This window comes from Streptomyces sp. NPDC001406 (assembly GCF_042895285.1).
Classification (GTDB): Bacteria; Actinomycetota; Actinomycetes; order Streptomycetales; family Streptomycetaceae; genus Streptomyces.
Genome location: NZ_JBIAWG010000008.1, coordinates 152782 through 166538, shown reverse-complemented (window position 1 = coordinate 166538; position 13757 = coordinate 152782). Strand labels below are relative to the sequence as shown.

Here is a 13757-nt window from a genome sequence, read left to right as displayed (position 1 = left end):
TTGTCAGGGCAGGACTGTCAGTGAACGACGTCGAAGACCTGCTTCTGCAGGCCGTTGGCGTAGGTGTCGTGCTCGACCAGCTTCAGCTTCTGGGTGTCCTTGTCCGTGGTGCTGAACAGACGCTTGCCCGCGCCGAGCAGCAGCGGGAAGACCAGCAGGTGGTAGCGGTCGATCAGGCCCGCGTCCGAGAGACTGTGGTTCAGGGAGGCGCTGCCGTGGACGATGATCGGGCCTCCGTCGGTCTCCTTCAGGGCGGCGACCTGGTCGATCGAGCGCAGGATCGTGGTCTCGCCCCAGTTCGAGACCAGGTCGGCGTCGGTCAGGGTGGTGGAGACGACGTACTTCGGCATCGTCTTGTAGTCGGCGAATTCCTCCATGTCCGGCCACACCGGGCTGAACGCCTGGTAGCTGACCCGGCCCAGCAGGATCGCGGTGGCTTCCTTCTGTTCCCGCCCCTTGATTTCGAACGCCTCGGGGAGGAACTCGACGTCCTTGAAGGTCCATCCGGCGTTCCGGTAACCGGGTTCGCCGCCCGGCGCCTCGACGACGCCGTCGAGCGAGATGAAGGCAGTGCTGATCAGAGTACGCATCCTGGCTTCCTTGATGTCTTGTGTCCGATGTCTTGTGTCCGGATTTTCTGGTGCAGTCCGATGACCGGGCGGTGCCTGCGGCACGCTCCCAGCATCCTTCCGACAAAAAAATTTGTCAAGGAAAACTGAGTTGTCGGATGGTCGGGAATCCGGGTGCACGGGGGCGGGGCGCGCTGGCAGCATGCAGCCATGATCTTTTCCGATGCCGCCCGTGATTCCCTGGAGGGCCTGGCCCTCGGGGACGCTTTCGGGGAGCGCTGGTTTCCGCGCTTCCGTCCCGCTCCGGAGGCTTTCGAAGCGATCCAGGAGCGCCGGACGCCAGAGGAGTCGGCGTGGCACTGGACCGACGACACGGCAATGGCGCTCTCGGTCTGCCGAGTCCTGGAGACGCACGGCGCGGTTCACCAGGACGACCTGGCAGCGACGTTCGCCGCGACCTACCTCGCCGACGCCGCCCGCGGCTACGGATACGGCATGCATGAACTGCTGCCCAAGCTTGGTGAACGGCCGTCGAGTTGGCGTGTCCACACGCGCGGCCTCTTCGGCGGCCAGGGCAGTCTCGGCAACGGGGCGGCGATGCGGGTGGCGCCGTTGGGCGCGTGGTTCTGCGACGACCTGGAGGAAGTGGCCGAGCAGGCCGCGTTCTCCGCCGAGGTCACACACGCCCACCCGGAGGGTGTCGCGGGCGCGGTGGCCGTGGCAGTGGCGTCCGCCCTGGCCGCGCGCAGCCGGAAGCAGCCTGCACCGCAGGGGCCGGAGCTGCTGCGGCAGGTCGCTAAGCGCACGCCCGCGGGGCCGGTCCGCGACGGCCTGCAGGAGGCGGTCGGCGTGCCCGCGGCCACGCCCCCGTGGCGGGCCGCCGACATCCTGGGCAACGGTCAGCGGATCCGGGCGAGCGACACCGTACCGTTCGCGCTGTGGTCCGCCGCCCGGCACCTCGACAGTCTCGTCGACGCGTTGTGGACCACCGCGGAAGGGTTCGGTGACGTCGACACCACCTGCGCCATCACGGGCGGCACGGTCGCAGCACGAACCGGCCTGGCCGGGATCCCCCGGACGTGGCTGGAGCGTCGCGAACCACTGCCCGATTGGGTCGGCAGCGTGGAACGCGGAACGGGCTCAGCGGGATGAGGTGAGGCGGGCCGGAGGCGGTGCGCGAGGAGCGCTGGGCGCTGGGCGCTGGGTCAGACGGGTGTGAGTCCGATCTGGGCAGGGGCGCTCGACTCGCTGATCGAGTTCTGGGTGCGCTACTTCTACGAGCATCCGCGTGAACGCGCCCTGACCGCAGCGGCCAACCTCGAACCCGACCCGACCGCGCGCGCCGCCGTCCGCGCGGCGGTCAGCCGCCATTACCTCGCGGTCGTGCGCTCCCTCTTCGACAAAGGAGCCGCGGCAGGGCGGCTCGACGACGGCGCCGACACCGAGGCCCTGCTCTCACTGATGCTGCTTCTGCTCCTTCACCTGGCGCTCGCGCCGCACGTGCAGGGCCTGGATCCGGTCCTGGGCATGGACGGAGCCGACGCCGACCATGCGGTTGCCGCGGCCCAACGGCTGCTGTGGACCCTCCTGCAGCCGTACCGGACCAACGGCTGATCCACCGCCTGCCGCATGAGCCCGGGCGAGCAACTCCTCGAACTGGCCCGGCGTGGGGCGATCGGTGCCGAAGTAGTGCATGGTGCGTGTGCGGCAGCCCCTCGTTGCGGAATCAGAGGCCCGCCGGTCACTCGCCGTCGATGTTCGGCCGGACCTCGACGATGGCGTCGGCGTCCTCCACCTCGCCCACCTCGTCGCGCCAGAGGCAGACCCGCACGTGCTTCGCTCGGTGAAGGCCGCGCGCCTTCCACTCGCTCATCAGGTCGGCGACGACGAGCGAGAGAGCGTACTGAGGGCCCTCGCTCGAATCGTCGGCGGTGATGGTGCCCTGCCACCGTTCGGGTTCGCTGCCGTAGGGGCGCCATCCCTCCGAGCCGTGCGGCTCGAACACCCGGTACGCCCAGTCCGTCTCGGTGCCCATAGCACCGATCGTGTCACTCAAGAGCGTCGTGCGCCGTATCGGATCGACGCCCACGACCGAGCGGCATGAGAAGCGGCCACCGCTCGTCGGCCGGCTCACTAGGACAGGGTGGCGACACGGTCGCTCCCGACGTCCGCATGCGCGCGTCCGAGGGCGTACGCCCGCGTCACGTCCCCTCGGCGGTGAGGCGGCCGACGGCCCGGATGACCTGTCGTCGGGTGGCCAGCCGGCGGGCGAGGAAGGCCATCAGCCGGTTCATGCGTCCCGCGATGACGCTGGGCGGCGGGTTCCTGCGGTCGAGGGCGGCCAAGGCGGTGCGGACGACATCGACGGGCGAGGCGATCCTGGTCCCGCCGGCGGCCCGTTCGGTGCCGACGACGTCGAAGAACTCGGTCCGGGTGGCGCCGGGGGACAGGGCCAGCACCCGCAGACCGGTGCCGCGGGACTCCTCCCACAACGCCTCGGTGAGGCTCAGCACGAACGCCTTGGTCGCCCCGTAGAGCGCCATGCGGGGGTTGGGCTGGTAGGCGGCCATGCTCGCCACGTTGACCAGCACCCCGCGGCCCGCCGTCCGCAGCTGCCCGATGAAGGCGCGGCTGATGTCCGCCACCGCGGTCACATCGACGGCGATCTCGCGGCGCAGCCGGTCCGGATGTGCCTCGTGGAAGGGGCCGAACCCGGCGAACCCGGCGTTGTTGATCACGCTGGTGACAGGCAGGCCGAGCCGCCCCAGCTGCTCGGCCAGCACCTGCCCGGGGTTGCCGGTGGCGAGGTCCATCGCCAGTACATGCACCTGGATCCCGTAACGCGCGCGCAACTCGGCGGCCAGCTCCTCCAAGCGCTCCTTGCGGCGGGCGACCAGCACCAGGTCGGAGCCGCGGGCGGCAAGTTGGCGGGCGAACTCGGCGCCGAGGCCTGCGCTGGCACCGGTGATCAGGGTGGTCTGGCCTGCGTAGTCGACCGCTGTCATGACCCTCTCCTCATTGCAGTCACTGCCCACCTGGCAGTTAATGCCAAGTAGGCGGCTGCTGTCCAGAGGGGCGGTAGCCTTGGGCCTCATGACGACCTTGTGGGACCGAACGCGGCAGGCCGCTGTCCAGGCGATCCTGGACACGGCGCTGCGGCTGTTCGCCGAGCAGGGCTACGAGCAGACGACGATCGCGCAGATCGCGCGGGAGGCGGGGATCTCGCAGCGCTCCCTGTTCCGCTACTTCGGGACCAAGGAGGACCTGGTCTGCGGGGACCAGGAGGCGCTGGGCGAGCTGCTGAAGCAGACGGTGGAGCGACAGCCGGCGAAGGTGTCCCCCTGGGATGCCCTGCGGGCCGGATTCGAGGTCGTCCTCACGGCCAACCACACCCCGGAACGGGTGCTGGAGCTGTCCCGCCTGATCTTCGCGACCCCCTCGCTGCGCGCCCGCTACGTCGAGAAGCGACTGCGCTGGCAGGCCGACCTCGTCCCGGTCGTCCAGGCCCGCCTGGGCCCCGGTCCCGGCCCCGACCAGACGGCCGGCGGGGCGCGTGGACCGGCCGTCGACCCACGCGCCAAGGCGATCGTCGCGACCGTCTTCGCCTGCGTCGACACGGCCACCGAGCTCTGGGCCGAGCACGACGGACGCCTCGACCTCGCGGATCTCTACGACCAATGCCTCGCGGCGGTGCGGGACAGCGGCTGAGGCGCGCATCCGCTTGCTTGCTTGCGGGGAGGGGGTCGGTGAGTCCGTACGGGATGAGGACGAGACCGGTCGCCGACTGCCGTCTTACGGGCGCCAGTCCGCCTCCAGGTCATGGGAGTCGGTCTTGGTGAGCTGGGTCAGTCCGGTGCCGTCGGCCCGTACCAGGTAGAGGTGTTCGGGGTCCCCGTCGTCGGCCCCGCCTCTGGTGAAGACGAGTCGGCTGCCGTCGGGGGACCAGGAGGGGTTCTTGTCGTTGAGGCGGGCGGCGGTGATGCGGTGCAGTCCGGTGCCGTCGGGGCGGACGAGGTAGAGGCGGGCGAAGCCCGAGGAGTCCACGCGGCTGAAGGCGATCCGGTTGCTGTGCGACCAGTCGGGCGTCCAGTCGTGGGAGGCGGCGCCGGTGATGGCCTTCTGCGCCAGGGTGGACAGCCGGATCCGCATCACCCTGCTGTGCCCGGCCGCGTCCGCGCGGTTGAAGGCCAGGTACTTGCCGTCCGGGGACCAGGTCGGATGGAGGTCGTCCGCGGCGGTGTGGGTGAGCCGGGTGGCCGGGGTGCCGTCGACGTCGGCCACATAGATCTCGCGCTGGGTGCCGACGGGCTTGGCGTAGGCGATCCGCTTGCCGTCCGGGGACCACGCCGGGTCGGAGGCGCCCTTGGTGCCGGGGACGGCCTTCAGGTCGCCGCCGGCGCTCTTCATCGTCCAGATGCCGTCGATGGCGCCACCGGATCCGTAGCGGACGAAGGCCACCCGCTTGCCGTCCGGAGACCAACTGGGCATCACATCGCTGATGGTGGAGGTGTGGGTGAGCTGGACGGGCGTGCCGCCACTGGGGGAGATCGCGTAGAGGTCTTCGATGAGCGCTGTTGCGGTGTAGCGCGCGAAGACGATCGGATGGTCCCCGGCCGCCCCCGCGTCTCCTGCGGCCCCGAGGGTCAGCGGCACGGCCATGGCGAGCGCCGTGGCGCTCACCGCCGCCCTGCGCCGCGTTGTGCCGAATGCGCCGGTCCTGCGAATTCTCCGAGCGCTTCCGGCGGTTCTGCCGTTTTCGGTGCTGTGCTGTTGGCGCGTCAAGGTGTCCACCCCGTTTTCTCCCGGCGACCCGCTGAGGGCCGCTTCGGCCGGTAAAGATCCCATCCGGTGGGGCTCCCAGGGAAGCGACGGCACCTGTCGGTACGAGCCCTGTGACATGTTCCGTACCTCGCTGTCACATGTGATGCGGTGCGGACGCGCGAACTTCTCCGCGGCGTCATCAACTGCGCGAGTCGGGAGTTCATCTGATTCTGGCGTGCGGAGCTGAACTGCCCCCATGCTGGGCGTACGATTACTGACCGTACACGGAGGGGTGGGGCCCATGGACCGTGCAGCTGTCGGGGTGTTGGTCGAGGCCGCCGCCGATGGTGACAAGGCGGCGTGGGACGCGCTCGTGAAGGAGTTCAGCCCGCTGGTGTGGGCCGTCGTACGCGGGCATGGGCTCTCGGACGCCGACTGCGAGGAGGTCTACCTGGAGGTCTGGTTCCGCTTCGTCGTGACTTTGAAGGACTTCCCCGAACCGGAGGAGGCCGGGGTCTGGTTCGCGGGCACCGCGCGCCAAGAATCCCTGGAAGCGCTGAAGAGCCCAAGGCGTGACGATCCGAGGTTGCGTGACCACAAGACCGGGGATCGCGTCCCTGAGGAAGCGCGGCCCGGTTCGGCATCAAGTGCTGCCGAGGCTGATCGCATCAGGACCCTGTGGGAGGAGTTCGAGCAACTCGAGCCGCGGTGCAGGCAGTTGCTGCGCATTCTGATGACCTCCCCGCCGCCCAGCTACGCGGAAGTGTCCGCCGCGACAGGCCTCGCGGTGGGCAGCATCGGGCCGATGCGTCAGCGGTGTCTACGCCGCCTTCGAGCCCGCGTCGATGCGCGGTGGGACAGCGTTGCCGGCCGCAATGGCGGCAGTGGCGCTGTCGATTCCGGACAGTCTGCGCGTCCCAGTGGCTGTCCGCATGGCCCTGAGACGGTGACCCAGGACCCGATTGACGTCATGACGGGTGGCACAGCCCATCCCTCTCCGGTCACAGATGGCGACGGGGTGTTTGCCGATCCGTCGGCCCTGCCGGGCTGTCAGGTTCACCTGACGCTCCTGGATGAGGTTGCCCGTGCCGGGGCATCCGTGCGCCTGGCTGTGCAACTCGTGGCCGAGGCCGCGCATCCCTGGGCCCGCCCGGGTGCCCGACCCACACTGGACGTCGTGGCTAAGCCGATGAGCGCTGCGGAGGTTGTGCCGGCCACGATGTCGTACGGCTCTGGGACCGTTGATTCCGTGCAGTTCCGTGTCACGGCTGCGGAATCCGGCACGCACCGGATCCGGTTCACCTTTCTGCACCACGACACGGGTATCGTCCTGCAGCAGGTGGAAACGGACCTCGACATCGCGCCTCGTGAACCCACTGGGTCGGGGAAGCCATGGTTGAGGCCGCGCAGGGGGAGGTCCTGACCCAGTGCCCCGCACTTTGACCACCCGGGTCGTCCAGGACCCCAGCGACGGTTTTCGCTTCCTGCCGCACCTGGAGACGAAGCCGCCCGATCTCCGTGTCAGCTTCGACCTCCTCGGCGGCGGGCGGATTCGGGCCCGGATGTCGGGCGCGTCCGTTCCGGCGCTCCAGGGCACCGAGCACAAGACCGACCTGAGTGTCCGGCCCGATGAGGTCCACAGCGCGGCGGCTCGACTGTGCGCCCGCTGGAAGGAGATGTTCGTTGATTTCCAACCGGTCGACGATCAAGGCCGGACGTTGCGGGACCGGCGGCGCCCGTACGCAACAGTCGCCGACCTCAGTGCCGAACCAGAGGACGAACTGCGCCGGGCAGTGGCCCATCTGGCCCGCGGCGGGGAATCTCTGCTGTTCGACGTTCTGCTGCGGGGAGACGACGCATGCACCGAGACGTTCCGCACGTGTCTGCGGTCGGCCCTGTCCCGCGAGGGATTAAGGGTGAGGTTCGACTCCGATCTGCATCTGCCCTGGCCCATGCTCTGTGTGGCCGATGACTCCACCACGTCCGCGGCGCCTTTGAACGTTCTGTTCGCCCGCTTCCTCGGCCATCGGCATCAGATCGAGCACACGGGCGACGCGTATGCGTGGATCGGGCCGCCCCGTACGGCATCGCAGCGGCCCACGGTCAGCCTGAACCATGATGTCCGGGTGGGCCGCACCACCCGGGCGGACGAGGTCGCGAAGGCATTGACGGAGGGCACGACATGCATCGTGCGGACGACCTACGAGGATCTGGTCCGCGACTTCGGGACCCCGGATCTGGACGAGCAGTTGATGTACTTCTGGTGCCATGGCGAGTTCATCGGCAACGCGCCCGAACCCCACATCCTGGCAATCAGGCTCACGGACGGTATCCCTTTTGACGGCCACACCGTACGCGAACTGCGGGCAGACCATCGGCACGGCTGTTTCCGGCCGCTTGTTCTACTGAATGCCTGTCATGCCGGAGTCTCCGGGGCGAGCACGGACCGCGCGTTCCTCGGACGCATGCTTGTCGAGCACGGTGCGCAGGGTGTGATCGGGCCTCAGATCTCGATGCCGCAGGCGTTTGCCGCCGAGTATGCACTTGAGTTCATTACGCGATACCTGCGTGGCGAGGCGACCGCCGGCCAAATCGCATACGAACTGGCCCGGCACTTCGCCGCCCGGTACCGCAACCCTCTTGGTTTCGCCTACGCACTGCATTGCGGCATGGACGCCAGTCTGGAACGGACGAGCGGAGGTGAGACATGAGCCGTGTCGCCGAGGTCGAGACCGTCGACCTGGACGAGACCGGCTGGCTGCTCGACGCGGGTTCCGGTGAGCCAGTACCCGAGCACCGGCTGCGCGAGTACTTCGCGGAGCGTCTCGCCCCGCCCGGCTGGGCGACGGACATCCTGGTCTACGTCCACGGCTGGCAGACCTCACCCCGCTCTGCCCGCCGCACCGTCGAACGGCTGTTGACCTTGGCGCGCAGCAACCTGGCGGCGGCCCCGGCCCGGTATCCGGCCCTGTCGGCCGAGGGCTTCAGCCCATGGTGCGTCGCGGTGCGCTGGCCATCGTCCAGCCCGCTCACCCCTGCCGGCTACCGCAGAATCCGGGACCGGGCGCACGCAATGGGCGCACGCGACGGGGGAGGACATGCCGCGCACGTCCTGGGCGGACTCCTCGGCTATCTGAACGCCGAGCGCGCCGATCCTGAGGAGGCGCCCGTGCTGGCCAACCGCGACGGGCAGTACCTCCACCTTGTCGGGCACTCCTTCGGTTGCCGGTTCCTGTGCGAGGCGGTGCAGTGGGCGGCGGACGCTCGGCTCGACGACACACTCGATTGGAGCGCGGCGAGCCACTTGCCTTCCCGCCCGTTCACTGCGGACAGCATGCTGTTGTTCCAGATGGCCGCAGGGCGCGACGCGTTCCTCTCACTTTTCCGGTACATCCTGCCGAGTGAGGGGCACGACGGAGCTCCTCTGAGGGGCCCCGTTGTCGCCACGTACTCCCGTCACGACCGGGCGACGGGGTTCTGGCATCTGCGCGCCGAGCGCCAGGCCGGCATCGGACATTCAGGGATTGGTCCGGCACCCACGCCTGTCTTCGCCACACGTCTGCTGCCGCCCGACGAGCGGTACCCGCTCACGGCGCTCGACCACCGCTTCGTCAACGTCGACGCCTCCGACGTGTACGTCCGTGGTCGCCGCCTCAATCCGGCGGGGGCTCACTCCGACCACGTGCGCGCGGAGTCGGCCCACCTGCTGCTCACCCTCGCGGACTACTCGCGCTGACCGGCGCCGGTCAGCAGCGCACGCTCCTGCAGTTGTGCCGCTCCCTGGTATGAATGCCGAGCAGTCGACGTCATCACAGCGGGAGACGCCCTTCAGTTCGGGGCCCGGCATCCAGATGGGCTGCGATCCGCGTGAGGGTGTGGGCGTTGTTCTCGAACAGGTGCCCCTGCATGCCCGCTGCCTGGGAGCTGTTGCTCAGGATGCCCAGCCGACAGCTTCCTTGCAGTCCTCGCACGTAGGCGATGAGTTCCTCGTTCGACGTCCCCAGATGGTCCGCCCACAGATCAGACATGAACGCCTCGACCTTGGGCGCGTCGAGTCCCGAGCGTGCTGCTGCCGGTCGGCTCGGCACGAGCATTACCCGTGGGACTGGACTTCGGGGGAGTCCCATTCCATCAGTTCCGTTACGAGGCCTGCCTGTCGGCGTCGCCGGCCCGTGTCGGACGGAGGAGTGATCGTGGGGGACGATCTCCCCCGCCCGGGGGAGACCGTCCCCCCGGGCGCGGGATCTTGCCGCGGCGCCCGACGGCTGTACTGGAACGGTCAGCCAGTCAGGGAAGAGACCGCTGCGCCGCTCCGGGTCCGGTGCCGTCGCGGTGGTCGTGGCTCGGGAGGAATCACGATGCACATGTGGACGAGACGGCGCCTGCTGACCTCGGCGGCCGTAACGGCGGGCCTCGCCGTCACGGCCGCCGCACCCGCGGCGGCCGTAACGGGGCACCGGACCCGCCTCGGCGACGACGACATTCTGACGGCTCTGCAGGCCCTGCCCGGGCTGCGGGTGATCGAGGAACGGCAGGGCGCCGAGCCCGGGTACCGCTTCTTCGTCCTCGGCCTGCGCCAGCCGGCCGACCACATGAACCCCGAGGCCGGGACGTTCGAGCAGCGCCTGACCCTGCTGCACACCTCCGTCGACCGCCCCACCGTCCTGTTCAGCACGGGCTACGAGGCGGTACTCACGCCCCGGCGGGCCGAACCGACCGTGCTGCTGGGCGGTAACCAGCTCCAGGTCGAGCACCGCTTCTTCGGCACCTCACGCCCGGCGAACGCCGACCACTCCCTGCTGACCATCCGCCAGGCAGCCGACGACCACCACCGCGTCGTCCGCCTCTTCCGCCGGCTCTACCGCGGTGCGTGGATCTCCACCGGCAGCAGCAAGGGCGGTATGACCAGCGTCTACCACCGCCGCTTCCACCCCCACGACGTGGACGGCACGGTGGCCTACTCCGCCCCGAACAATGTCGACGACCGTGACAACACCGCGTACCTGCGGTTCCTGGAGAGGGTGGGTACCGCCGATTGCCGCGAGGCTCTGCGGACCGTGCAGCGACAGGCCCTGCTGCGCCGCACCGAGTTGGTCGCCCGCTACGAGGCCTGGGCCGCCGCCGGCAACACCGCGTTCCGCATCGTCGGCAGCGCCGACAAGGCCCTCGAAATCGCCGTCCTGCGCACCCCGTTCATGTTCTGGCAGCGCAACACCGCCGCGGACCTCGCCTCCATCCCCGGCCCGGACGCCGACACCGACGAGCTGTACGCGTGGCTGGACGACATCACGGGCCTGCCCCTCTATGCCGACGCTGCCCTGCAGCACTACGTCCCGTACTTCTACCAACTCGGCACCCAGCTCGGGTACCTCGCCTTCCCCACCCGGCATCTGTCCGACCTCCTGCGATATCCGAACGCCGTCGAGCCTCGTACGTTCGTCCCGCGCGACATCCCGATGCGCTTCGACCGCGACGCCATGCCGGACATCGACCGCTGGGTCCGCCGTCACGGCAGCCGTCTTCTCTTCGTCAACGGTGCCCAGGACCCCTCCGTCGCCGAGCCCTTCCGGCCCGGCACCCGCGACTCCCGCATCCTGTGGGCCCCAGACGCCAACCACAGCACCGCGATCGCCGAGCTGTCCCCCGCCGACCGTGCAGAGGCCGTCGGCATGCTCACCCGCTGGGCAGAGAGCCCGCAACTGGCCCGGTCGATGCGAGCGGTGAGGGTGTCAGGTCGTCCTGGAGGGGGACGTCGAGACACGGCAGAATGACGACCGTGGAAGAGAAAGCGAACACCAGTACTGCAGCTGTCGAGTTCAGGCCGCTCCTGACGGCCGACCTCACCGGCGCCGAGCTGCTGCGCTGGTACTGGACGCTGGACGAGCTCACCGGTCTCGCGCGCACGATGGGCGTCGCGCGGCACGGCGGCAAGGCAGCGCTCACCGCCGGCTCGCCGCGGCCCTGGACGACCTGCCGCTGCCGGCCGCCCCGGCCCGCCGTCACCCGGCGACCGCGCAGTTGGCCGAGCCCGTCGACGGCGACACCGTGATCCCGGTCGGTCAGCGGTGCAACCAGGTTCTGCGCAGGTACTTCGTCGAGGTGATCGGCCCCGGCTTCCACTTCGACGCCTTCATGCGCAAGTTCATCGCTCAGAATCCTGGTCGGACCCTGGCGGACGCGGTTGCCCACTGGCACGCCACCCGCCTGGACGCGGCCCGGCCCCGCGAGATCGAGGAGCAGTTCGAGTTCAACCGCGCGCCGCAGGCAGGGTGATGGCGACAGGCCGACCCGGGCGGCGAGTTCGGCGTTGCGCCGACGCGGGCAGCGACTGTCCGTCGGCCGGCGGCGACATGTTCGCCACCATGCGCACCGCCTACGTGGTGCAGCGTGGCCTGGACGGCGGCACTGCGGTCCCGGGACGTGCTGGAGTTCGCCACCGTCGACGGTGCTCGGGCGTGCGTGCTCGCCGCCCGAACGGGCACCACGCCCGGCATGGACGCCGACCTGATCCTGCTGCGCGCCGACGACCTGACCGTGTTCCCGGCCAACAACCCGGCCGGCACGATCGTCGCCGCCGGCCATCCCGGCCTGGTCGACACGGTTCTCGTCGCCGGCCGTGTGGTCAAACGCGACCGCGGCGAGAGTCGGAGCAACCGCACCCGGGGGGGTTGGACGGTGCGGATGGCAATCAGCCCGTCTGGGTTCTCATCCGCACGTCTGTTTCTGAGTACGCCGGGAGTCGGAGCAAGACCGCCCTGAAGATGGATTCGCTGGCCACCGCCGACACGAAATCGTCGTACCGTCACAGAAGTTGATAGAAAGGTACGGCCATCGTGCGGATAGGACGCATGGCGCCCTTGCTCGCCGTGGGGGTCACGGCAACTCTCATCCCCGCCCTCGCCCCGGCGCAGGCATCCGCGGCGGAACCGCTGCAGAGATTCGAGAACCAGAAGCCCGCCTGGCACCGATGCGACGCATCACTGCCCGCTGCATTCCAGTGCGCGACGATCAAGGTCCCGCTCGACTACAGCCGCCCCGACTCCAAGACGATCGAACTGGCCATCTCCCGTATGAAGACCAGTGTCCCCGGCAAGCGGCACGGTGCGATCCTCTTCAACCCCGGCGGTCCGGGCGGCGAAGGCCTGGACATGCCGGCCATGATGAAGGACACGATGCCCAAGAAGGTCCGCGAGCAGTACGACCTCATCGGGTTCGACCCACGCGGCGTCGGCCGCAGCAGCCCGCTCACATGCGGTCTCACAGCCACGCAGCAGAACATCGAACACCCCTACAGGTCGGCAACGTTCAGCCGCGACGTCAAGTGGGCCCGGACCGTGGCCGACAAGTGCCGTGCCAAGAACGGCGACAAGCTGCCGTACTTCACCACCCGTAACACCGTCCGCGACATGGACGTCATTCGCGCCGTTCTGGGCGAGAAGAAGATCTCTTACCTGGGCTACTCCTACGGCACGTACCTGGGCGCCGTCTATGCGCAGATGTTCCCCGAGCGGACCGATCGCTTCGTCCTTGACAGCGCGGTAGACCCCGCACGGGTCTGGCGCGGCATGATCCAGGTCTGGGCGGAGGGCACCGAGCCGGCATTCACCCGCTGGACGAAGTGGACCGCACAGCGCCACCGCACCTACCGACTCGGCAACACCCCGGCCAAGGTGAAGAAGACGTTCTGGGACCTGATCGCCCGAGCCGACCGCACTCCCATCGACGTCGGTGGCGAAAAGCGCACCGGGGACGACATCCGCGCCGGCCTGCGCGCCGAGTTCTTCACGCCCAAGTCTGCCGCCGAAGCGGTCGTCGACCTAAAGAGGGCCGCCGACGGCCATGCCCCCTCCCATCGTTCCTCCGCGCCGGACGACCGGCAGGGACCGCGCCGGTCCGCGGCTCGCGCCGCCCAGCCGCCGGCCGACAACGGCTCCGCCGTCTTCTGGACCGTTGTCTGCGGCGACACCGCAGCCTGGCCGCGTGACCCCGAGCAGTACCGGCGCGACGCGATCCGGGACAAGGCCAAGTACCCGCTCTACGGCGACTTCGGCTCCAACATCACACCCTGCGCGTTCTGGGACAGGCCGGCCGAGCCGGTCACCGCGGTGGACAACAACGTCGGCCTGCTCACCGTCCAGAACCAGTGGGACTCCCAGACCCCCCTGACCAGCGGCCTCGGCATGCACCACGCCCTGAAGGGCTCGCGCATGGTGTACGTCAAGGGCGGCGAGGGCCACGGCGTCTACTCCGAAGACCCGCGCTCCTGCGCCAACCGCACCATCAACGCCTACCTGAGCAACGGAAAGCTCCCGGCACAGGACATCACCTGCACGACGTCCGGACGCCAGAGCCCCGGCGTGAACCAGCGCATCGTCCCGACGCCACAGCACACACCGGAAGTCCCCCGCTTCTGACACACGGATCTAC

At 69.3% G+C, this 13757-nt stretch carries 15 protein-coding genes and 1 pseudogene; 11 read left to right on the top strand and 5 right to left on the bottom strand.

The window, feature by feature from the left end; all coding sequences use genetic code 11:
• Positions 1 to 17: 17 nt before the first annotated feature.
• Positions 18 to 590, bottom strand: coding sequence for a dihydrofolate reductase family protein (locus ACFY1J_RS21060; protein ID WP_390707888.1), 573 nt, complete (start codon positions 588 to 590; stop codon positions 18 to 20).
• A gap of 189 nt (positions 591 to 779) precedes the next feature.
• Here ACFY1J_RS21060 and ACFY1J_RS21055 point away from each other — a divergent pair, with 189 nt between their 5' ends.
• Positions 780 to 1721, top strand: a complete 942-nt coding sequence (locus ACFY1J_RS21055) for an ADP-ribosylglycohydrolase family protein (RefSeq protein ID WP_390707887.1) — start codon at positions 780 to 782, stop codon at positions 1719 to 1721.
• 63 nt (positions 1722 to 1784) lie between these two features.
• Positions 1785 to 2183 carry a hypothetical protein gene (locus tag ACFY1J_RS21050; RefSeq protein WP_390707886.1) on the top strand — a complete coding sequence of 133 codons (399 nt, stop codon included), beginning with the start codon at positions 1785 to 1787 and terminating at the stop codon, positions 2181 to 2183.
• A 127-nt stretch (positions 2184 to 2310) separates the two neighbouring features.
• Here ACFY1J_RS21050 and ACFY1J_RS21045 read toward each other — a convergent pair whose 3' ends face one another.
• Together ACFY1J_RS21045 and ACFY1J_RS21040 are read right to left on the bottom strand one after the other, a co-directional pair.
• Positions 2311 to 2604, bottom strand: a complete 294-nt coding sequence (locus ACFY1J_RS21045) for a hypothetical protein (protein ID WP_390707885.1) — start codon at positions 2602 to 2604, stop codon at positions 2311 to 2313.
• A gap of 166 nt (positions 2605 to 2770) precedes the next feature.
• A complete protein-coding gene (locus ACFY1J_RS21040) occupies positions 2771 to 3574 on the bottom strand; it encodes an SDR family NAD(P)-dependent oxidoreductase (RefSeq protein ID WP_390707884.1) in 804 nt (267 codons plus the stop codon).
• Positions 3575 to 3662: 88 nt separating this feature from the next.
• On the opposite strand from ACFY1J_RS21040, the gene ACFY1J_RS21035 reads away from it, so the two are divergent.
• Positions 3663 to 4277, top strand: a complete 615-nt coding sequence (locus ACFY1J_RS21035) for a TetR/AcrR family transcriptional regulator (protein ID WP_390707883.1) — start codon at positions 3663 to 3665, stop codon at positions 4275 to 4277.
• A gap of 84 nt (positions 4278 to 4361) precedes the next feature.
• Here ACFY1J_RS21035 and ACFY1J_RS21030 read toward each other — a convergent pair whose 3' ends face one another.
• Complete coding sequence (locus tag ACFY1J_RS21030) at positions 4362 to 5249, bottom strand: hypothetical protein (protein WP_390707882.1); 888 nt, start codon at positions 5247 to 5249, stop codon at positions 4362 to 4364.
• Between the two features lie 382 nt (positions 5250 to 5631).
• Here ACFY1J_RS21030 and ACFY1J_RS21025 point away from each other — a divergent pair, with 382 nt between their 5' ends.
• From ACFY1J_RS21025 to ACFY1J_RS21015, 3 genes are read left to right on the top strand one after another with little or no spacing between them, the layout of a single operon-like run.
• Entirely contained in the window at positions 5632 to 6753 is a 1122-nt protein-coding gene (locus ACFY1J_RS21025) for an RNA polymerase sigma factor (RefSeq protein WP_390731655.1), read from the top strand.
• A gap of 16 nt (positions 6754 to 6769) precedes the next feature.
• The gene (locus ACFY1J_RS21020) at positions 6770 to 8041 is read left to right on the top strand and encodes a CHAT domain-containing protein (RefSeq protein WP_390731654.1); all 1272 of its coding nucleotides are present in this window, start codon (positions 6770 to 6772) and stop codon (positions 8039 to 8041) included.
• Complete coding sequence (locus ACFY1J_RS21015; protein WP_390707879.1) at positions 8038 to 9066, top strand: hypothetical protein; 1029 nt, start codon at positions 8038 to 8040, stop codon at positions 9064 to 9066. Before ACFY1J_RS21020 ends, ACFY1J_RS21015 begins: the two co-directional genes overlap by 4 nt.
• 73 nt (positions 9067 to 9139) lie before the next feature.
• On the opposite strand, the pseudogene ACFY1J_RS21010 reads toward ACFY1J_RS21015, so the two are convergent.
• Positions 9140 to 9400 (bottom strand): annotated as a pseudogene (locus ACFY1J_RS21010) (HAD family phosphatase); the annotation flags it as partial.
• 288 nt (positions 9401 to 9688) lie between these two features.
• On the opposite strand from ACFY1J_RS21010, the gene ACFY1J_RS21005 reads away from it, so the two are divergent.
• The 5 genes from ACFY1J_RS21005 to ACFY1J_RS20985 all read left to right on the top strand — a co-directional run bounded on the left by ACFY1J_RS21005 (position 9689) and on the right by ACFY1J_RS20985 (position 13744).
• On the top strand, positions 9689 to 11101 hold the full coding sequence (locus ACFY1J_RS21005) for a S28 family serine protease (RefSeq protein ID WP_390707878.1): 1413 nt from the start codon (positions 9689 to 9691) through the stop codon (positions 11099 to 11101).
• A 5-nt stretch (positions 11102 to 11106) separates the two neighbouring features.
• Positions 11107 to 11379 carry a hypothetical protein gene (locus tag ACFY1J_RS21000; protein WP_390707877.1) on the top strand — a complete coding sequence of 91 codons (273 nt, stop codon included), beginning with the start codon at positions 11107 to 11109 and terminating at the stop codon, positions 11377 to 11379.
• Entirely contained in the window at positions 11376 to 11603 is a 228-nt protein-coding gene (locus tag ACFY1J_RS20995) for a DUF6434 domain-containing protein (RefSeq protein WP_390707876.1), read from the top strand. The genes ACFY1J_RS21000 and ACFY1J_RS20995 overlap by 4 nt, the downstream gene beginning before the upstream one ends.
• 147 nt (positions 11604 to 11750) lie before the next feature.
• Positions 11751 to 12089, top strand: coding sequence for a hypothetical protein (locus ACFY1J_RS20990; RefSeq protein ID WP_390731653.1), 339 nt, complete (start codon positions 11751 to 11753; stop codon positions 12087 to 12089).
• Positions 12090 to 12178: 89 nt separating this feature from the next.
• On the top strand, positions 12179 to 13744 hold the full coding sequence (locus ACFY1J_RS20985) for an alpha/beta fold hydrolase (protein ID WP_390731652.1): 1566 nt from the start codon (positions 12179 to 12181) through the stop codon (positions 13742 to 13744).
• Positions 13745 to 13757 lie beyond the last annotated feature (13 nt).

Excerpts from the sequence above, each read along its gene's own strand:
- ACFY1J_RS21060 (WP_390707888.1), bottom strand. The coding sequence starts at position 590 with ATGCGTACTCTGATCAGCACTGCCTTCATCTCGCTCGACGGCGTCGTC.
- ACFY1J_RS21055 (WP_390707887.1), top strand. The coding sequence starts at position 780 with ATGATCTTTTCCGATGCCGCCCGTGATTCCCTGGAGGGCCTGGCCCTC.
- ACFY1J_RS21045 (WP_390707885.1), bottom strand. The coding sequence starts at position 2,604 with ATGGGCACCGAGACGGACTGGGCGTACCGGGTGTTCGAGCCGCACGGC.
- ACFY1J_RS21040 (WP_390707884.1), bottom strand. The coding sequence starts at position 3,574 with ATGACAGCGGTCGACTACGCAGGCCAGACCACCCTGATCACCGGTGCC.
- ACFY1J_RS21035 (WP_390707883.1), top strand. The coding sequence starts at position 3,663 with ATGACGACCTTGTGGGACCGAACGCGGCAGGCCGCTGTCCAGGCGATC.
- ACFY1J_RS21025 (WP_390731655.1), top strand. The coding sequence starts at position 5,632 with ATGGACCGTGCAGCTGTCGGGGTGTTGGTCGAGGCCGCCGCCGATGGT.
- ACFY1J_RS21015 (WP_390707879.1), top strand. The coding sequence starts at position 8,038 with ATGAGCCGTGTCGCCGAGGTCGAGACCGTCGACCTGGACGAGACCGGC.
- ACFY1J_RS21005 (WP_390707878.1), top strand. The coding sequence starts at position 9,689 with ATGCACATGTGGACGAGACGGCGCCTGCTGACCTCGGCGGCCGTAACG.
- ACFY1J_RS20985 (WP_390731652.1), top strand. The coding sequence starts at position 12,179 with ATGGCGCCCTTGCTCGCCGTGGGGGTCACGGCAACTCTCATCCCCGCC.